Raw genomic sequence first — 19,353 nt, 5'->3', positions numbered from 1 at the left:
GTGGGAGCTGGCGTAGTCGGAGCGCCGAACCGCTGCGATGGGCCGCGAAGCGGCCCCGTCGAATTCAAGTGACCCGCGCTCCGCTAGCCGACCGGGCTTTCCACCGTCCGGTCGACCAACCGAATGCTGTCACGCCCACCCCGCTTGGACTGATACAACGCCATATCCCCCTGTTCGAGCAGCGCGGCCAAACTGGCCGGCGGCTGGTCGAACAGGTTGGCGCCGATGCTCAAGGTCACCGCCTGCGGTGTCGGTAGGGTCTGCGCCGCCCCCTGCTGAAACTGCTCACGCAACCGGCCACCCAGTGCCTCCACCCGCTCACGGCTTGCATCGCTGAGCAGGATCACGAACTCATCGCCCCCCAACCGAGCGGCGAGCGAGCGCTCTGGCAGCAATGCGCGAATCATCTCGCTGAGGCTGACCAGCAGGCGGTCGCCAGCACCATGGCCATGCAGGTCGTTGACCAGTTTGAAGTTGTCGATATCGATCAACAGCAAGGCCCCTGGTCGGGCCGTGCTGACCTCCTTGAACAGGTGAGGTGCGCGCACTTCCAGGGCCCGGCGGTTGTACAGGGCTGTAAGCGGGTCGCGTGCGGCCAGCCTGGCGATGCGTTCCTCGCGTCGGTAACGCACGGTGCCGGTCATCGACAAGGCGATCAGCATGATCGCCATCGCTCCCTCGACCAGGGAAATCTGAATGATCAAACCGCCAAAGGTGGCCAGATCGATCAGCGTACCCGGGGTTATCGCGATGACGGCCTTGGCGACATAGAACAGCCCATGGATGAGCAGCACATAACGCAACTGCACCGCGCCAACGCTCAACGACTTGCCATGCGGTCGCAACAGGAAGCTGGCCCGGAGCGTCAGCAGCGCCACCAGCAACGAGTTGACCATCAACATGACCTTCGACCACTGCGGCCCCACCGGCAACAGCAACAAGGCAAACCACACCAGTACGATCAGCAACCACGCCCTGGACAACTTCGCCTGGGTGAAGCGCAACACACCCGCCAGGAAGAACCAGTGGGCGACCACCAGCAAGCCGTTGGCGAACCAGATCCCGATCAGCAACAGGCCGATTCCGCGCAGCAAGGCCAAGGTGGAGCCGATGGTGATGGTGGCGAAACCCGCGCTCCAGAAAAGCAACGAAGGTTCACGGACGCTGCGCCACTCGATCGCCAGGTACAAGGCAGCAGCCGCTGCCAGGGCGATGGAAATGGTCAGCATCGTAGGTGGATCAAGCGCCATGATACGGATTGGCCTGTCTGGTTAACGTGAAAACCGCTGATTGTAAGCGCTTGTCATGACTTTTCAGAGGGGTGCACACTCATTTGGATATGCACCCCATCGATGTTAACCCGGACGTTCGCCCGCCCTTACAGCACGCGCTTGATCAATGGCTCCAATCGACTGTAGCGCAGCCTGCGCAAAAATTTGCGCACTTCTTTGGGATGTTCGGCCTGGATGCCCAGTTCGGTCGCCGAGGCGATCCTGGGTGCATGGCGGCGGATGCCTTCGAGCTCCGCTTCCCGAGGTGTGAGCCATTGGCCCTGGGGGTCATCGATCAGCAAGCCGTTTTCCAGGTCCAGGTTGAACCCGCGCGGGTTGAGGTTGTTGCCGGTCAGCAGCGAGTAGCGCTGGTCGATCCACAGCCCTTTGGCGTGGAAGGTATGCCCAGGGTCGTTCCACACCCGCACCACCAGCTGGCCACTGGCAATCGCGGCATGGCGACGCCGGGCAAAGGCGCGCAGGTTGTCTTCGTACAGGTACGGCAAGGCACCGCTGGCGCTGAACGGCTCACCGGGGGCGATGTAGAAGTCGTTGGCCGTGCGGTGGCCGACGATCAGCTCGATACGCACGCCGCGGTCCAGCGCATGGTCGATCTCGCGCATCAGTACCCGTGGCGGGTTGAAGTACGGTGTGCTGATGATGATCTGCGAGCGGGCGGCTGCCATCAGCGCACACAGCGCCCGATTCAGCAGGTTGCCGCGCCCGACGCCGAGCAGCGGTATCACCCGCACCCCCTCCCCCTGCTGGCCGGCCGTTACGTCATAGGCCATACGCCGCAAGCGTGCGCGCAGGCGCCGAATGTCGGCACGCAAGCCACGGTTGGCAGGCGGGGCTGGCAGGTCCAGGCGCGGCGTGGCGGTATGGTGCAGCAGGCGCCGGACCAGGTCGACCATGGCATCGGCCAGCGCCGGCGAGTGGAACAGGTGGTAACGGTCCAGCCGGTAGCGGTCGAAACGGTGCAGGTAGACGTTGTTCAGGCTGGCACCTGTGTAGATCACGCAATCGTCGATGATGCTGCCTTTGAGGTGCAACACGCCGAACAGCTCGCGGGTTTGCACCGGAACGCCGTGGATCACCACGTCCAGCCCACGCAACTGACGCTGGGCCTGGTACCACGCGGCGTTACCAGGCTGGCGCCCAGCCCCCAGCAGACCGCGCCGGGCGCGGAACCAGTCGACCACGATGACGATTTCCAGCCCAGGGCGCGCGGCCTTGGCCTGGTACAGCGCGTCGAGCACCTCCTGCCCGGCTTCGTCCTCCTGCAAGTACAAGGCGACGATGACGATGCGCCGGGTCGCCGCCTTGATGTGCTCGAGCAAGCAGGCCCTATAGGCCGCGGCATCGGGCAGCACCTGGATCGACTCGGCGGGCATGACGAAACCTGGCAGTGCCGCCAGCATGGATTCGGGGTTCACCAACGTTCACCTTCTGTCTGCAATCAGGTCCATTCCTGGCCGCTGCACCCCGGGTGTAAGATCAACCGGGCAACGACCCATAACTACAAGAAACACGCGAGGCTTCGATTTTTCACTGCCCCTGACGAACTACGCCTCAGCTTGCACAGGAAGATCGCAATGGTCCACCCCGCTTCAACATTCAGTACGCAGCCCACGGCCAAGACCTTCGGTTTTCTGGTCCTGCCGAACTTCACCACCATCGGCCTGGCCTCGGCGGTGGAAACCTTGCGCATGGCCAACCTGGCGGCCCGCCGTACCTTGTTCCGCACCGTGCTGATCGCTGCCAGCGATGCGCCGGTGATGGCCAGTAATGGCATGCGCGTGTTGCCTGACCATAGCATCGCCAGCAGCCCGGCGCTGGATGCCTTGTTCGTGGTGGGTGCAAACCCGATCGACCGAGAACGTGAAAGCAATCGCCCGCTCATCGACTGGCTGCGCCAATTGGCCCGTCAACGCCTGCCGTTGGGAGGGATTTGTACCGGCAGCTATCTGCTGGCCCGAGCCGACCTGCTCAAAGGCTACCGCTGCACCATTCACTGGGAAGACCTGCAGACGCTGCAGGAGCAGTTTCCCGGCATCGTCATCTCCAGCCAGCTGTTCGAGCTCGACCGCGACCGTTATACCTGCTCGGGCGGGGTGGCGGCCATGGACATGATGCTGCAGCTGGTGGCCCGCGAAACCGGTGGCCAGGACATCGCCGCCAAGGCCGCCGAACTGCTGCTGTGCGACCGGGTACGCGGCGAACGGGAACGTCAGCGGGTGCCTCTGCGCACCTTGCTGGGTAGCGCCCAACCCAAGCTCAGCCAGGTGGTGGCGATCATGGAGGCCAACTTGGAAGAGCCACTGGGCCTGGAAGAGCTGGCCAGCCTCAACGAGGTGACCGTGCGCCAGCTGGAGCGCCTGTTCCACAAACACCTGCAGCGCACGCCCAGCCAGTACTACCTGGAGCTGCGCTTGTCGCGGGCGCGGGAGTTGTTGCTGCGCAGCGATGTGCAGGTGCGCGAGGTGGCCTTGGCCTGCGGGTTCAGTTCGCCGGCGCATTTTTCCAAGAGCTACAGCCGGTTCTTTGGCTTGTCGCCGCTGGGCGAGCGGCGGCAGGCTTCGTTGCACTGACAGCCTCATCGCCGGCAAGCCGGCTCCCACAGGGCCACTTTTGCCCGTGCAGGAGCCGGCTTGCCGGCGATGAGGCCCGTATCGACGACTCAGTCCTTCAAGGCTGTATGCGCCGTCTCACGGCACATCAGCATCGCCAGCAAGGCCACCAGCGCCGCAGCCAGCAAGTACCCCGCCGGCGCCAACTTGCTGCCCGTCAGCTGAATCAACCAGGTGGCAATGAACGGTGCGGTGCCGCCGAACAGCGCATTAGCCACGTTGAAGCACAGGGCAAAGCCGCTGAAGCGCACCCGGGTCGGGAAGATTTCCGCCAGCAGGCACGGCAGCGTTCCGTCATTCATCGCCAGCATTGCCCCGAACAGAATCTGAATCGCCAGGATCACCAGCAGCGGCTGGCCATCGAGCAGCTTGAACAGCGGCACCGTGAGGCCGAGGAACAACAGCGAGGCCACTACCAGCATGGTCTTGCGGCCGAAATGGTCGGACAAACGCCCCATCAGGAAAATCAGGCCAATGTAGGTGGCCAGCGACACGGTCGAGGCGATGAACGAATCACGCTCGCTCATGCCCATTTCGGCAGACAGGTAGGTGGGCATGTAACTGAGCAGCAGGTAGAACGCCACCGCATTCAGGCAGGTCACGCCGATGCCGATTGCCAGGCTACGGCGGTGTAGAGACAGCAGTTCGCGGATCGGCGCCGGAGTCATGCAGGCTTTGCTTTCCAGGCGTTGCTCCATTTCCAGGAACTTGGGCGTGTCCTGCAGACTCATGCGGATGTAGCGGCCCACCAGGCCGAACGGCGCGGCCAGCAGAAACGGCAGGCGCCAGCCCCAGCTGTGCAGGTCTTCGGTGCTGAGTACTTCGTGTAGCACCGCCACGAAGGTTGCACCGAACAACAGCCCTGCCGCAGTACTGGCCGGCACGATGCTGGTGTACAAACCGCGTCGCCCAGGTGGCGCGTATTCGGCCAGGAAGGCCGAGGCCCCGGCATACTCGCCCGAGGCGGAAAAACCTTGTACCAGACGGATGAGCAGCAGCAGGCAAGGCGCCCACAGGCCGATTTGCCCATAGCTCGGCAGCAGGCCGATACAGAAGGTCGACACCGACATGATCAGGATCGACAACGATAGCGCGTTGCGCCGCCCGTGGCGGTCACCAAAATGCCCCCAGACCATGCCGCCCAACGGGCGAACCAGGAATGACAGGGCAAACACCGCGAAGGTCGCCAACAGGCCGGTGGTCTTGTCGGTCTGCGGGAAGAAGGTCGCGGCAATGATGGTGGCCAGGTAGCCGTAGGCGGCATAGTCGAACCACTCGACGAAGTTGCCCATGAAGCTGGCACGGGCGGCCTTGCGCAAGGCCTGGCGCTCGGCGCTCTGGCTGGCGGAGTCGAGGGTGGATGCATTCAGGGTGGTGCTGGACATGACGGGTACCCTCTGATTCTTCTAATTGGAGGCAGGGTCTAATGGTCATTCAGTTGTTTTCTTGTTGTATGCCTCGGGCGCATCGCCGGCAAGCCGGCTCCCACATTGATCTCATGGGCGGTAGAGCCCTTGTGGGAGCCGGCTTGCCGGCGATGAGGCCGGCACCGATCCTTACTTGCGAATGATGTTGTGCTCCGGCCCATACGGGAACTTGGTGATGTTCTCGGCACCGCTGTCATTGACGATGAGAATGTCGTGCTCGCGATACCCGCCCGCCCCCGGCCGTCCTTCCGGCAACATGATCATCGGCTCGATCGACACCACCATCCCCGGCTCCAGCACCGTGTCGATGTCCTCGCGCAGCTCCAGCCCGGCTTCGCGGCCGTAGTAGTGGCTGAGGGTACCGAAGGAGTGGCCATAGCCGAAGGTGCGGTACTGCAGCAGGTCATGGCGCAGGAAAATCTCGTTCAACTCGCGGGCAATGTCGCAGCAGCGCATGCCAGGGCGTACCAGCTTCAGCCCCGCCTCGTGCACTTCCACGTTGGCCTCCCAGAGGCGCAGGTAATCGTCCGGGCAGTGGTCGAGGAACAGTGTGCGCTCCAGCGCCGTGTAGTAGCCGGCGATCATCGGGAAGCAGTTGAGGCTGAGGATATCGCCCTTGTTGACCTTGCGGCTGGTGACCGGGTTATGGGCACCGTCGGTGTTGAGCCCGGACTGGAACCAGGTCCAGGTGTCCATCAATTCAGCGTCCGGGAAGCTTCTGGCGATCTCGCGAACCATGGCCTGGGTGGCGTGCAATGCCACTTCGTACTCCGGCACCTGGTCACGCAACGCCTCGACAACCGCTGCACCACCGATATCGGCCACCCGCGCGCCATGACGGATCAGGGCCTGCTCCTCGGCGGACTTGATCATGCGCATGCGCATGCACGGGGCACCGATGTCCAGCAATTCGGCCTTGGGGTAGCAGGCGGCGAGCTTGGCGTGGTTCTGCAGGTTGAGGTGGTCGTACTCCACACCGATGCGCGACGCCAGCGGCAGGGCCTGCTGGATGGCGACGAAGAAGTTGTCGCGCTGCCAGTCGGTGTAGACGATGTTGTCGGTGCCCACGGTGCGGCGCCAGGGTTGGCCACCGTCGATGTTGGCGCTGATCGACACCACCTTGTCCTGGGTGATCACCAGCGCATAAGGACGACCAAAGGAGCAATACAGGAAGTCGCTGTAGTAGTTGACGTTGTGATACGAGGTGAAGATAGCGGCTTCGATGTCGTGCTCGGCCATGTAGGCGCGCAGACGGGCATGGCGAGCGGCATATTCCTGGGCAGAGAAAGTCGGCTGGACTTTTTCGCCATTACGAATCTTCAGGGTCTTGGGCATTTGCATGGTCGGTGTTCCTTGTCGTTGTGAGCACGCTGTTCAGGCCGGCCGCCTGAGAAGCATTGCAACAGAACGCACGAGGACGCTTTTGTATCTATCCGACCTGGAATTGGCGTTATGGCCACCCATTGCCCCTCGACAAGCCGGCGCCCGAGCGCGTCGGCTTGTCGAATGAAGGGTTACAGCGCAGGGAATGCCTTGATCAGGTTCTCCTGAATATCGCCAAGGCCAGGACGCAGATAATCGCCAATACAGGCTTCTACAGACCAGGTGGGGTTTTGCAGGATCTGATCGGCTGTTACCGGTGCCGGGTCATGGATGCCAAATGCCGAGTAGTAGTCCTGGAACTTGAACTCCCAGTTGGCATTTCGTTCCATGACCATCCATTGATTGGGCACGCCATAGGAATCTGCAACGATCAGCCCGTGAAGGCTGGTAGACAGTACAAACTCACAGGCGGCGATCTCCGACAGCACTTGCTTTACCGGCGAATAGACATCAATGACCTTCGAACCCGGCAGACGCTGCAATAGCGCCTTGATAGTGGGAGAAGCACGATGATTGATATGAGGAATGATGCCGATGCGCGCGTTCTTCTGTAATGGCCTGTTGACCAGTGAAGAGGAAAGCAGGCCTGGGTCGCCCAGGACGGGCTGGCGGTCGGAACCTTGAATGCGGGATGCGCATTTCTTCCCGCGAACCGCATGATAGTAGTGCCGGCTCGAGAACAGGTCTTGCGAATCTGCGGTGCCTGCACCCCAGATATGCAGCTTGCGCGGAAAGCCCCAGATTTTGGCCTTCTTCTCGCGCCCCAACACGCTGCCAATCGCAATTAGCTCGGCGGACTTCACCGGAGCGTGTTCGACTTTCTTGCCGGAAACAAACTCCACAATATCTGCAGACAGGTAATCCCCAAAATTCTGACGGTTCGGGTCTTTGCGCCCGCTACCGCGACACCAATACAGCTTGATCGGCCCCACACACACCACCTAGTTACACGCAGAGAGCAAACTTCCCTGAAGCCTTCCATGACGTCGCGACCATACAAAGCCGCCCACGCCCCCAATAAACGTCAATAGAACAAACTGAACTCAGCGGTCAGATGCGCACGCAAAAAGCGCCGCATGATAGCGCATCGTCAATGTAAATACTGCATACGTCTGATGCGGGGTAGCGGCGTTTCCGACGAGGTACTTCAGGGCAGTTTGGTCATGGGCAAAGCATGCTGTTTCCAGGCGGGGCAGATAATGGATGCCCTCCGGTCGAAGTTGCGAACCGGAGGGCGATCCAAGGCACTTCATAGTGCTGATTTAAGGGTTATGGTCCTATGTTCCAAACTCAGCTGCGCAGATCGAAGCGGTCGAGTTCCATCACTTTGGCCCAAGCCGCCACGAAATCGTTGACGAACTTGCCGTTGCCATCGCTGCTGCCATACACCTCGCTTAGTGCGCGCAATTGGGCATGGGAGCCAAACACCAGGTCGACCCGGGTGCCGGTCCACTTCACTTGGCCGGTCTTGCGATCGCGGCCCTCGAAGGCTTCGTTGTCGGCCGAGGTGGACTTCCACTCCACGCCCATGTCCAGCAGGTTGCGGAAGAAGTCATTGCTCAGGGTGCCGGGCTTGTCGGTGAACACCCCGTGTTTGGCCCCGCCGTGGTTGGCCCCCAGTACACGCAGACCACCGATCAGCACGGTCAGCTCCGGCGCGGTCAGGGTCAGCAACTGCGCCTTGTCCAGCAGCAGCTTCTCGGCCTTGACGCTGTAGCGGGCCTTGGTGAAGTTGCGGAAACCATCAGCCAACGGCTCCAGCACGGCGAACGAGTCGACATCAGTCTGCGCCTGGCTGGCATCGGTGCGCCCCGGGTGGAACGGCACGCTGACGTTGTGCCCGGCGTCCTTGGCGGCCTTTTCCACGGCCGCGTTGCCGGCCAGCACGATCAGGTCGGCCAGCGAGACCTTTTTACCGCCGCTGTTGAACTCGCTTTGGATCTTTTCCAGCGCCGCAAGCACTTTGCCTACACCCTGGTTGGCAGCCCAGTCCTTTTGTGGCGCCAGACGCAGGCGAGCGCCGTTGGCGCCACCACGCTTGTCCGAACCGCGGAAGGTCGAGGCCGAAGCCCAGGCGGCGCCGACCAGTTCAGCGACACTGAGGCCAGACGCCAGCACCTTGGCCTTGAGCGCCGCGATGTCCTGCTCGCCCACCAGCGGGTGGTCGACCTTGGGTAGCGGGTCTTGCCACAGCAGCTCCTCGTTGGGCATTTCCGGGCCCAGGTAGCGGGCCAGCGGCCCCATGTCGCGGTGGATCAACTTGTACCAGGCGCGGGCGAAGGCGTCGGCCAGTTGGTCAGGGTTGTCCTTGAAGCGACGGGCAATCGGCTCGTAGATCGGGTCGAAACGCAGCGCCAGGTCAGAGGTGAGCATGGACGGCGCATGGCGCTTGGCCGGGTCATGGGCATCCGGCACGGTGCCCGCCCCCTTGCCTTCTTTCGGCCGCCACTGGTGGGCACCGGCCGGGCTCTTGGTCAGTTCCCATTCGAAGTTGAACAGGTTGTTGAGGTACTCGTTGCTCCACTTGGTTGGGGTCGAGGTCCAGATCACCTCCAGGCCGCTGGTGATGGCATCACCCCCCTTGCCGGTGCCGAACTTGTTGGCCCAGCCCAGACCCTGCAGCTCCAGGCCCGCCGCTTCAGGCTCGGGGCCGACGTTGTCGGCCGGGCCGGCGCCATGGGTCTTGCCAAAGGCGTGGCCGCCCGCGATCAGCGCCACGGTTTCTTCATCGTTCATGGCCATACGGCCAAAGGTTTCACGGATGTCTACGCCCGAAGCCACTGGGTCGGGGTTGCCCTCCGGGCCTTCCGGGTTCACGTAGATCAGGCCCATCTGCACGGCGGCCAGCGGGTTTTCCAGGTTACGCTCGCCGGCCAGGGTGCGGCTTTCTTCCTCGGGGCGCTTGGCCGGTTCGGCTACCAGGTCGCCTTTGCCGGGAGGCTGGGCCTTGCCATAGCGGGTATCGCCACCGAGCCAGACCTTTTCCGAGCCCCAGTACACATCCTCGTCCGGCTCCCAGACATCGGCACGCCCGCCAGAGAAACCGAAGGTCTTGAAGCCCATGGACTCAAGCGCGACGTTGCCGGTAAGCACGATCAGGTCGGCCCAGGAAATCTTGTTGCCGTACTTCTGCTTGATCGGCCACAGCAGGCGCCGGGCCTTGTCCAGGCTGACGTTGTCCGGCCAGCTGTTGAGCGGGGCGAAACGCTGCTGGCCAGAGCCCGCACCACCACGGCCGTCACCGATCCGGTAGGTGCCGGCGCTGTGCCAGGCCATGCGGATGAACAGCGGGCCGTAGTGGCCGAAGTCGGCGGGCCACCAGTCCTGGGAGTCAGTCATCAAGGCGGTCAGGTCTTTCTTCAGCGCCTGGAAGTCCAGGCTCTTGAACGCCTTGGCGTAGTCGAAGCCGGTGTCCATCGGGTCGGACTTCGAAGAATGTTGGTGGAGAATCCTGAGGTTGAGCTGGTCAGGCCACCAGTCACGGTTGGTGGTGCCGCCACCTGCGGTTTGATGGAACGGGCATTTCGATTCGTTCGACATCTGCTGTTACCTTTGGGTCGGTTATCCAGATTTCCGGTCTATGCCAGGTGTTCTTTCAGCTGAGCACAGGGGCTCATGCCTACCCTCATCAGGTCGGGTCGGTCTCGTGCCGACGCGGGGCTTGCGAACCTGCCACGGCGCTGCGGCGCGATCTTGCACGCAGGTGCTGACACGCCGCCCGCACGCACAATTCGCGGGGCCAGGGACAAGACTAGTCGAGCTTGGGCAGACTTCTAATAGAGTGACTATTGCGAGGTGATAGCGTCAGCGTATGCCTTTTCCTGCTGACAGCCCTGGCACATTCATACAAGGCACACGGGCCGTTACCGTGCTTCAATACATCCCCCCACAAAGAGCCCAAGCCCATGAACCGCAACGACCTACGCCGCGTCGACATGAACCTGCTAGTGCTGTTCGAAGCCCTGATGATCGAACGTAACCTGACTCGCGTGGGCGAAAAGCTGTTCATTACCCAGTCCACCGTCAGCGCCGCCCTCGCCCGCCTGCGCGAACTGTTCGACGACCCGCTGCTGATCCGCAACGGCCGGGCCATGGAGCCGACGCCGCGGGCGATGCAGATTTTTGCCGAACTGGGTCCGGCCATGGACGTGATTTCCGCCGCGATCAGCCGGGCGCGGGAATTCGACCCGGCCAACAGCTGCAACGTGTTTCGCCTGGGCCTGTCGGACGACGCCGAGTTTGGCCTGTTCCCCCTCCTGCTTCAGGCCCTGCGCGAAGAAGCCCCCGAGATCAGCGTGGTGGTGCGCCGGGCCAACTTCCTGCTGATGCCGGCGTTGCTGGCCAGCGGCGAGATTTCCGTGGGTGTGAGCTACACCACCGACCTGCCGGCCACGGCCAAGCGCCGCAAGCTGCGCGACATCGGCGTGCGGGTGCTGCGCGCCGACGACCGCCCCGGCCCGCTGACCCTGGACGAATACTGCGCCCGCCCCCATGTGATGGTGTCGTTCTCGGGCGACATGAGCGGCAACATCGACCTGGACCTGGCCCGCATCGGCCGCTGCCGCAAGGTGGTATTGGCGGTGCCGCAGTTCGGCAGCCTGCGCGCCTTGTTGCGCAATACCGAACTGATCGCCACGGTGCCGGACTACGCCGCCTGTGCCCTGGCCGACGATGGCAGCCTGCGTGCCGACCCCGCGCCATTCGAGGTCACCGAGGCGGAGCTGTCGATGGTCTGGAGTGGCGCCCAGGACAACGACCCGGCCGAGCGCTGGCTGCGCGAGCGGATTATGCAGTTCATGGCCGACCCAGGCTGATTCATCGACCTCGTCGATAGCCACCATGAATACCATCGAGTTCCGCCTTTGGCGGAGCAGGCGGAAGATGGCGGCATTGACTCATTGACGAGGCCTCCCCAATGAAAACCGGCATGATCGCAGCCCTGCTTGCCCTGTTCGCAGCCCTCGGCGGCTGCGCGGCACCGGCGGCCAACCAGGACGCCCTGCCTTACGGGCACTTCTATTCCGCCACCGCCATTTCCAGCGTGGCGCTGGCACCAGGGCAACACGTCGCGGTGTTGCTGGGGCGCGATAGCAGCTCGACGCTCGACTACCTGCAACGCCATCGCAACGAGCACGCCGCGCCCGCGCAGAACCGCAGTATTCCGGTCGCCTCCCTGAACAGCGGCAGCCAAGCCTACGACTGGTTGGCCAAATCGCTGGCTCAGCAGTTTGCCGAAGTCACGTTCTACGATGATCTGGACACATTGCTGGCCGATCATCCGGACATCATCGTGCTGCTGGACAGCGAAAGCCGGCTAGCCAGCGCAGATATCGAAAGCCGGGTTGTGGCACGTTTCTTCGATGACCAGTTGACCTATATCGGCCGGGCCGAAGGCCGGGCGCACAAGGCGCTTGGCGATGTGGCGCGGGTTGCCGAGGATGAACAGGCGGTGCAGGCTGATGCCCTGCGCGATTTCGACGCGTCGTTGAGCACCTTGCTGGGTGGCCGTGCGTGAAGCCCTCATCGCCGGCAAGCCGGCGATAGGGCCCTGCAGGCATTCACTTCCTGCGCTGCATCCACGCCGCCCCCAAACCGCTCAGGCAGATGATGGCAATCCCGAGCAGGCTGGCACTGTCCGGCACTTGCCGGTAGATCAGCAACCCCAACAACCCGGCGAACACGATCTGGCAGTAGCTGAACGGTGCCAGCAGCGCCGGGGCCGCATGGCGGAACGCCTGGGTCAGCAGCAAATGCGCGCTCATGCCGAAGCCGCCCAGCGCCAGCATCAGCAATGCATGATCCCAACGCGGCAGCTCCCAGAAGAATGGCACCAGCGCCGTCATCACCAAGGTGTTGCACAACCCCGCGTAGAAATTGCTGGTGGTCGGGCTGTCATGGGCCGCGAGGATGCGCGTCAGCAGCTGGTAGAAGCAAAAGCCCAACGCCGAGCCGAAGGGGTACAGAATCGCGGGGGTGAACATCGCGCCACCCGGGTGCACCACCACCAGTACGCCGATGAACCCCAGCACCACCGCCACCCACTGCCCTGTCGTTACCCGCTCCTTGAGCAGCGGCGCCGACAACGCCGTGACCAGCACCGGCGCGAGGAAGTTGACCGCAGTCGCCTCGGCCAGCGGCAGGTATTGCAGGCCAGTGGTGAACAGCAGGCTGGTGCTGAGCAGGCTCAGCGCGCGCAGCGTCTGCAGCACCGGACGCCGGGTGCGCAGCACGTTGAGGCCGGACTTGGGCAGGAAGATCCCGGCCATCAGCAAGGTGTGCACCACATAACGTGCCCAGACCACCATGATGATCGGGTAAATACCACCGAGAAACTTGGACAGGGCATCGTGGCTGGCAAACAGAAACGTCGCCACCACCACCAGGGCGATGCCGCGTAGTGGTTGGTTGACTCCGGACAGCGGTGTGCTGGAACTCATGGCGTTCTCGATGGCGGCGCAGCTGAATGTTGCGCCAGGGTGAAGGCAGGTGCGACAGCACGAATTCTAGAAGAGATACGACAACTTAAGGAAGATCAATTGCCCTTCACTTTCGAAGCGTTGTGGATTCCGTTCGCTGATCGACCACTTTTTGCCTTGGGCACATGGCCCGCGGTGTGTGAGACGCGCACCATCAATGCCCGTTCCTTTCCCCCTACAAGGAGTTCTCATGCATAGGCTCACCACCCGCAACGGCCTGGACCTGCCCTGCATCGGCCTGGGCACCTGGCCGATGACCGGCGCCGAATGCACCACGGCGGTCCGTCAGGCCCTGGAGTTGGGTTATCGCCACATCGACACCGCCACCGCTTACGACAACGAAGCCGCCGTCGGCCAGGCCCTGCGCGAGAGCGACGTGCCGCGTGAGGCCATCCACCTGACTACCAAGGTGTGGTGGGACAAGCTCGAACCCAAGGCCATGCGCCAATCGCTGGAAGACAGCCTGCGTGTTCTGGGCACCGAGCAGGTCGACCTGTTTCATATCCACTGGCCCGCCAAGGGCATGGACCTGGCCCGCAGCATCGACACCCTGGTCGCCCTGCGCGATGAGGGCAAGGCACGCAGCATCGGCGTTGCCAACTTCCCGCTAGGGCTGCTGCGCCAGGTGATCGAGGAACTGGGGGCGCCGCTGTCGGCGATCCAGGTGGAATACCACGTGCTGCTCGGCCAGCAGCCGCTGCTCGACTATGCGCGCCAGCACGACCTGCTGCTGACTGCCTACACACCGCTGGCCCGAGGGCGAGCAGCTGAACAACAGGCCATTCGCGATATCGCCGCCAAGCATGGCGTGCTGCCGAGCCAGGTCGCACTGAAGTGGCTGCTGGACCAGGATGGCGTGGCGGTGATTCCCAAGGCCAGCAGCCGCGAGAACCAGCTGGCCAACCTGGCGGCACTGGACGTGCGCCTGGATGATCAGGACCGTGCCTTGATCGCATCGTTGCCGAAAGATCAGCGGGTGGTCAGCCCTGATTTCGCTCCGCTGTGGAATAGCTGAAACCTCATCGCCGGCAAGCCGGCTCCCAAATGGACCGCACCGGCCTTGAGAACACCGCACTACCTGTGGGAGCCGGCTTGCCGGCGATAGGGCCGGTACAGGCAACTCAAGACAGTTGCTCCCACATGGACCGCGCCGGCCTTGAGACCAGCGCACTACCTGTGGGAGCCGGCTTGCCGGCGATGAGGCCAGTAGCGGCAATACAAGACAATTGCCCCCTCAACGTAAGCGGCGCGCCAACCTTCAGCCCACCTGCTTCAAGCGCTCGCTCGCCGGCGCGGGGCGGCCGTAAAGGTAACCCTGGAAGTGCGAACACCCCTCGGCCGCCAAGCGGCGCATCTGCTCTTCCGACTCCACACCTTCGGCGGTGGTCTTGATCATCAGGCTGTTGGACAGCTCGGTAATGGCCCGGATGATCGACATCGCCTCGCGGCTTTCGCACATGTCATGGACGAAGGACTTGTCGATCTTGATGCGGTCGAACGGGAACGAACGCAGATAGCCCAACGACGAATAACCGGTGCCGAAATCGTCCAGGGAAATCGATACCCCCAGGTCCTTCAGCGCCCGCAGGGTACGCACGTTCTCGTCACTGTTGCCCAAAAGCACCGACTCGGTGATTTCCAGCTCCAGACGCTGGGGCGATAAACCCGAGTCGGCCAGCGCCAGGGCCACGGTCTGGACCAGGTTGGCATTCTTGAACTGCACCGGCGACAGGTTGACCGACACTGTCTGCTCGCTTTCCCAGCTGGCTGCCTCCTGGCACGCCAGGTTCAGCGCACGGGTGCCGAGCTCGTGAATCAACCCGGTTTCCTCGGCGATGGGGATGAAGTCCATGGGCATGACCATGCCCCGGGTCGGGTGCTCCCAGCGCAGCAGCGCTTCGTAGCCGGTGATATTGCTGGTCTGCTGGTCGACCACCGGCTGGTAGTGCAGGTGCAACTGCCCCAGGTGCAACGCCGTGCGCAGGTCGGTCTCGACCAGGCGGCGCTGGCGTGCTGCTACATCCATTTCAACGCTGAAGCACTCGTAGCGATTGCGCCCGTTGCGCTTGGCTTCGTACAAGGCCATGTCGGAATAGCCGAGCAGCTGTTCGGCTTGGTCGCTGTCTTCCGGGGCAATTGCCACGCCGATGCTGACCCCCACTGAGAACTGGTGGCCTTCGATCTGGAACGGCGGGCTGATCGCATCGATCAGGCGCTGGGCGGTGTGACAGGCACCGTCGCGACTTTCCAGGCCAGTCAGGACCACGGCAAATTCATCGCCGCCCAGACGGGCCAAGGTGTCGTGCTCACGTAGTTCACGACGCAGGCGCTTGCCCAAGGCCCGCAGCAATTTGTCGCCGAAGGCATGGCCAAGCGAGTCATTGATGTTCTTGAAGTTGTCCAGGTCCAGACACAGGGCGGCGGTCAGCTTGCTGTTGTCGTCGCCACGCACCAGCGCCTGCTTGAGGCGCTCGTGGAACAAGGTGCGGTTTGGCAACCCGGTGAGCGCGTCATGGTGGGCCATATGGTGAATCTGCGCGTGGGCGGCCAGTTCCTCGGTGGCGTCTTCAGCCACGAACAGCACATAGTCGGCCTGGCCCTCGCGGTTCTGGCAGAGCAGCGAACGGCTGCGCAGGGTGCGCGGGCCACAAGCGGTGTCGACCCGGGTTTCGGCGGCAAAGCCCTTGGCACTGCGGGCGCCGCGACTGAGCTGCTGTTCCAGGTACTCGGCGGCGACTGGGGTCAGGCACTCACCCGGCAACTGACCGATCATGCTCGCATCACGACCACCAAACAGGCGCTCGGCCTGCTGGTTGGCCAGCAGGATACGCTGGCTTTCCAGATCCTGGACGATGACGCTGGCGGGAATGTTGGAAATGACCGAGTCGAGGAACTGCGACAGGTTGGTCATCTCCTGGCTGTACTGTTCGGCCAGCTCTTTGGCCTTGAGCAGTTCCAGCTCCTGCTGACGACGCTCGGTGATGTCGCGGGTCACCTTGGCAAAGCCCACCAGTTGGCCGTTATCGTCGTACACCGCATCGATCACCACATGGGCGTGAAAGGCCGTGCCGTCCTTGCGCAGGCGCACACCGACTTCCTCGAAACGCCCCGTGCGCCGCGCCTGTTCGAGGTTCTGCTCGGGCAAACCGGCACTACGTTCGCTGTCCTTGTAGAACAGCGAGTAGTGCTGGCCGACAATCTCGTCGGCAATATAGCCCTTGGCCCGCTGGGCTCCGGGGTTCCAGTTGGCGACGACCCCATCGGGGGTAAGCAGGTAGATGGCGTAATCCACCACGCTCTGGATCAACAGCCGGTACATAATGTCGGAACTTGCGACTAGCGACATGAGATTTACCTGAACCTGCGAGGGGCACGATAGGCAGCCGGCTTCGAGAACGGCCACGTCTTGTGAAGGGGTGATGGCATTATGCCAATTGCATGATTTTTGTGAAGTAGGTCACAAAATTTTGCTGCAACGTGCTTGCACGTTACATGGCGCTGCAGTCAGTGCCGGGCAGACGTTACCCAGAAGTTGAGCAGATCCGGATCATCGTCCAGGTCAATCAGTTGCACCGGACGCGGCAAGGTGTCTGCCAGCGCCCTGCAGAACGCCACGGCCTGGGGGTCTTGAGCATGGCAGCGCAGTAGCCAGTCACCAGGGCGGCACAGGAACTGCTGCGCGACTGCCCGGGCAACACCCTGGCGGCGATATTTTTTCAGAATGAACAGGTCGGCCAGTTCCAGGGCATCGATCCCGGGCACTTCACTGCGCTCGACCAGCACGAAACCGGCGATGAAACCGTCCACCAATACCAGGCTTGCGCCCCAGCCGGGGGAGTGCCAGTAGCGTTGCAGGTGCTCTTCGTGGATATAGAAGCGCCCGTCCACCTCGACGTCTTCCTGCTCCCAGTCAGAAGACTCATAGGCATAGAACTGATACAGATTGCGCAGCAGTTCGGCCTGGTCCGGCGTGGTTTCCAGCAGTTCGATGGGCAGCATGGGGCAGGCTCTAAAAAGCAGAAAGTTTAACGCGTAACGAAGGGTGCTGTGGGTGCATTCCTACGTCGACCGAAATGGACTGAACACCACGTTGGTTTCAGTTTTGCTACCTGGCGGTTAGATTGCAAAACCCGGCATGGAGGCCAGTATCCACAGAAAAGGAAATACCATGAGTCACAAATTTCAACTCACCTACACCGTCCGCCCCCTCGACACGGCCAGGGAACAGCACGTGGCTTCGGCGGATAAAGCCCGCCGCATCCTGCGAAACGACATGGGCTGGAAAACGACCGGAGACATCGAGACCACGCTGCTTGGCGAAGTGAAGCTGACGTCGACCTCAATCGATGACAAGGCCCGTGAAGCAAAACACGACATTCGCAATCAGATCAAAAGCAAACTCGAGGAAGCCGACGTGCTCAAGCACATCGAGTTCGAAGGCAGCCTGATGGTCAACAAGCTGGACGGTGCCATCAAGTTCTACATTCCATAACGCCCTACAGGGCATCAGCGCCACAAGGACAGCTGATGCCCTCAGCGACTCCGGTCAGCGGTGTGGCGCCTGCTCCAGTGCAGCCTTGAGCGCCTGCGCATCGTCGAACAGCTGCTGGCGCACCAACGCGCCCCGCTCCAGCTGCAACCACAACACCTTGCCATCTTCAGCCGGATAATGGCTGACCACCCGCCCTTCACGGTCCAGCATCACCCGGTAGCTGTAGTCACGCATGGCGGGAACGGCGAACAGCTTGCTGATGATGGCCGGCATGCGCTGAATATCGGCAACGAACAATGCACCGCGGGCTTCGAGGTAGCCCTTGGGCTGGTCGGCGAGCGCCGCTTTGACCAGCTTGGCGCCGTCCATGTCACGGGCAACCAGCAGAATGCGGGTACTGGCCTCCAGACTGCCGACCTGGTCGTACTGATCGAGCAACGTCCAGGGCGCCAGCGTTTCGCCCGTTTGCAACGCGTTGGCCATGAACGGCAACAGACTCAGCAGCAATGCGACAGCGTATTTCATCGGGGGTCTCCGTATCAGGTACGCCAGCATAGCCCAGTTGCCTCAACGCGACCTCGAATACGACACCGGCACCCCGGAGATTGTCTTTCGCTCGGGCTGCCGCCACACTCTGCGAACCAGCCAGGAAGCGGAGTTCAGAGTGCCCACGCCACGTCAGTTCAGCAAGAAGACCAGCACCAGCAACATGCTGCGGCTCAAATCCGCCGGCGAGAGCGCACAGGCGCCCTACCGGGTCGACTTCGTCCTGCTCGAGCACTTCTCCATGGCCAGCTTCACCGTGGCCATGGATGTCCTGGTCACGGCCAACCTGTTGCGCGCGGACAGCTTCAGTTTCACCCCGCTGTCGCTCAGTGGCGACCGCGTACTGAGCGACCTGGGCCTGGAACTGGTGGCCACCAAGCTGGCTGCCGAAGAGCTCAAGGGCCTGGATCTGCTGCTGGTGTGCGGCGGCCTGCGCACCCCCCTGAAGTACCCCGAGCTCGACCGTATGCTGGACGACTGCGCCGCCCATGGCATGGCCTTGGGCGGCCTGTGGAACGGCGCCTGGTTCCTCGGCCGTGCCGGGGTGCTCGACGACTATGGCTGCAGCATTCACCCCGAGCAACGCGCCAGCCTGTCCGAGCGCAGCCCGCAAACGCGCATCACCCCCGCCAGCTTCACCCTCGACCGCGACCGTCTCAGCGCCGCCAGCCCCAATGGCGCAATGGAACTGATGCTCGGCCTGGTGCGCAGGCTGTATGGGGACGCCCTGGCCGAAGGCGTCGAGGAAATTCTGTCGTTCTCGGGGGCCCGCTACCGCCAGGTCGGGCCGGGGGCGAAGAAGTCCATGAGCCTGCACCTGCGCACTATCGTCGAGCTGATGGAAAACAACCTGGAAGAAACCCTCAGCCTCGATCAGTTGGCCACCTACAGCGGGCGCTCGCGGCGGCAGATCGACCGGCTGTTCCAGGCACAGTTGGGCACCTCGCCCCGGCGCTATTACATGGAGCTGCGCATCACCAAGAGCCGCCGCCTGCTGCAATACTCCGACCTGTCGGTGATGGAGGTGGCGGTGGCCTGCGGTTTCGTCTCGGTGTCGCACTTCAGCAAGTGCTATGCCGCCTACTTCGGCTACCCGCCGTCGCGCGAGCAACGGCTGGGGGAATGACC

At 62.7% G+C, this 19,353-nt stretch carries 16 protein-coding genes; 6 read left to right on the top strand and 10 right to left on the bottom strand.

Annotation, left to right across the window (positions count from 1 at the left end):
- Positions 1-83: 83 nt before the first annotated feature.
- Positions 84-1,250 (bottom strand): GGDEF domain-containing protein, encoded by a 1,167-nt coding sequence (locus tag PspTeo4_RS05510; protein WP_322362733.1) that lies wholly within the window; start codon positions 1,248-1,250, stop codon positions 84-86.
- Positions 1,251-1,378: 128 nt separating this feature from the next.
- On the bottom strand, positions 1,379-2,707 hold the full coding sequence (gene pssA, locus PspTeo4_RS05505) for a CDP-diacylglycerol--serine O-phosphatidyltransferase (protein ID WP_322362732.1): 1,329 nt from the start codon (positions 2,705-2,707) through the stop codon (positions 1,379-1,381).
- A 159-nt stretch (positions 2,708-2,866) separates the two neighbouring features.
- On the opposite strand from pssA, the gene PspTeo4_RS05500 reads away from it, so the two are divergent.
- On the top strand, positions 2,867-3,862 hold the full coding sequence (locus PspTeo4_RS05500; protein ID WP_322362731.1) for a GlxA family transcriptional regulator: 996 nt from the start codon (positions 2,867-2,869) through the stop codon (positions 3,860-3,862).
- A gap of 89 nt (positions 3,863-3,951) precedes the next feature.
- Here the strand turns inward: PspTeo4_RS05500 and PspTeo4_RS05495 are convergent, their stop codons facing one another.
- From PspTeo4_RS05495 to katG, 4 genes are all read right to left on the bottom strand, one after another.
- On the bottom strand, positions 3,952-5,286 hold the full coding sequence (locus PspTeo4_RS05495) for an MFS transporter (RefSeq protein ID WP_322362730.1): 1,335 nt from the start codon (positions 5,284-5,286) through the stop codon (positions 3,952-3,954).
- A 171-nt stretch (positions 5,287-5,457) separates the two neighbouring features.
- Positions 5,458-6,669 (bottom strand): M24 family metallopeptidase, encoded by a 1,212-nt coding sequence (locus PspTeo4_RS05490; protein ID WP_322362729.1) that lies wholly within the window; start codon positions 6,667-6,669, stop codon positions 5,458-5,460.
- 173 nt (positions 6,670-6,842) lie between these two features.
- Positions 6,843-7,643 carry a polysaccharide pyruvyl transferase family protein gene (locus tag PspTeo4_RS05485; RefSeq protein ID WP_322362728.1) on the bottom strand — a complete coding sequence of 267 codons (801 nt, stop codon included), beginning with the start codon at positions 7,641-7,643 and terminating at the stop codon, positions 6,843-6,845.
- 358 nt (positions 7,644-8,001) lie between these two features.
- Positions 8,002-10,251, bottom strand: a complete 2,250-nt coding sequence (gene katG / locus PspTeo4_RS05480) for a catalase/peroxidase HPI (RefSeq protein ID WP_322362727.1) — start codon at positions 10,249-10,251, stop codon at positions 8,002-8,004.
- A 365-nt stretch (positions 10,252-10,616) separates the two neighbouring features.
- On the opposite strand from katG, the gene PspTeo4_RS05475 reads away from it, so the two are divergent.
- Together PspTeo4_RS05475 and PspTeo4_RS05470 are read left to right on the top strand one after the other, a co-directional pair.
- Positions 10,617-11,525: a LysR family transcriptional regulator gene (locus tag PspTeo4_RS05475; protein ID WP_322362726.1), complete on the top strand. Its 909-nt coding sequence runs from the start codon at positions 10,617-10,619 to the stop codon at positions 11,523-11,525.
- A 113-nt stretch (positions 11,526-11,638) separates the two neighbouring features.
- A complete protein-coding gene (locus tag PspTeo4_RS05470) occupies positions 11,639-12,226 on the top strand; it encodes a hypothetical protein (RefSeq protein WP_322362725.1) in 588 nt (195 codons plus the stop codon).
- Positions 12,227-12,269: 43 nt separating this feature from the next.
- On the opposite strand, the gene PspTeo4_RS05465 is transcribed toward PspTeo4_RS05470, so the two are convergent.
- The gene (locus tag PspTeo4_RS05465; RefSeq protein WP_322362724.1) at positions 12,270-13,148 is read right to left on the bottom strand and encodes a DMT family transporter; all 879 of its coding nucleotides are present in this window, start codon (positions 13,146-13,148) and stop codon (positions 12,270-12,272) included.
- 229 nt (positions 13,149-13,377) lie between these two features.
- Here PspTeo4_RS05465 and PspTeo4_RS05460 point away from each other — a divergent pair, with 229 nt between their 5' ends.
- Positions 13,378-14,202 carry an aldo/keto reductase gene (locus PspTeo4_RS05460; protein WP_322362723.1) on the top strand — a complete coding sequence of 275 codons (825 nt, stop codon included), beginning with the start codon at positions 13,378-13,380 and terminating at the stop codon, positions 14,200-14,202.
- Between the two features lie 243 nt (positions 14,203-14,445).
- Here the strand turns inward: PspTeo4_RS05460 and PspTeo4_RS05455 are convergent, their stop codons facing one another.
- Positions 14,446-16,533: a putative bifunctional diguanylate cyclase/phosphodiesterase gene (locus PspTeo4_RS05455; protein ID WP_322362722.1), complete on the bottom strand. Its 2,088-nt coding sequence runs from the start codon at positions 16,531-16,533 to the stop codon at positions 14,446-14,448.
- Positions 16,534-16,691: 158 nt separating this feature from the next.
- Complete coding sequence (locus tag PspTeo4_RS05450; RefSeq protein ID WP_322362721.1) at positions 16,692-17,186, bottom strand: GNAT family N-acetyltransferase; 495 nt, start codon at positions 17,184-17,186, stop codon at positions 16,692-16,694.
- A gap of 169 nt (positions 17,187-17,355) precedes the next feature.
- Between PspTeo4_RS05450 and PspTeo4_RS05445 the strand changes: the two genes are divergently transcribed.
- Positions 17,356-17,679 carry a hypothetical protein gene (locus PspTeo4_RS05445; RefSeq protein WP_322362720.1) on the top strand — a complete coding sequence of 108 codons (324 nt, stop codon included), beginning with the start codon at positions 17,356-17,358 and terminating at the stop codon, positions 17,677-17,679.
- 54 nt (positions 17,680-17,733) lie between these two features.
- On the opposite strand, the gene PspTeo4_RS05440 is transcribed toward PspTeo4_RS05445, so the two are convergent.
- Positions 17,734-18,204, bottom strand: coding sequence for an FAD/FMN-containing dehydrogenase (locus tag PspTeo4_RS05440; protein WP_322362719.1), 471 nt, complete (start codon positions 18,202-18,204; stop codon positions 17,734-17,736).
- A gap of 139 nt (positions 18,205-18,343) precedes the next feature.
- On the opposite strand from PspTeo4_RS05440, the gene PspTeo4_RS05435 reads away from it, so the two are divergent.
- On the top strand, positions 18,344-19,351 hold the full coding sequence (locus tag PspTeo4_RS05435; RefSeq protein WP_322362718.1) for a GlxA family transcriptional regulator: 1,008 nt from the start codon (positions 18,344-18,346) through the stop codon (positions 19,349-19,351).
- The last annotated feature ends 2 nt before the right edge of the window (positions 19,352-19,353 follow it).

This window comes from Pseudomonas sp. Teo4 (assembly GCF_034387475.1).
Lineage (GTDB): Bacteria > Pseudomonadota > Gammaproteobacteria > Pseudomonadales > Pseudomonadaceae > Aquipseudomonas.
The sequence above is the reverse complement of the archived record's forward strand: the minus strand, read 5'-3'. Positions and strand labels throughout refer to the sequence as shown.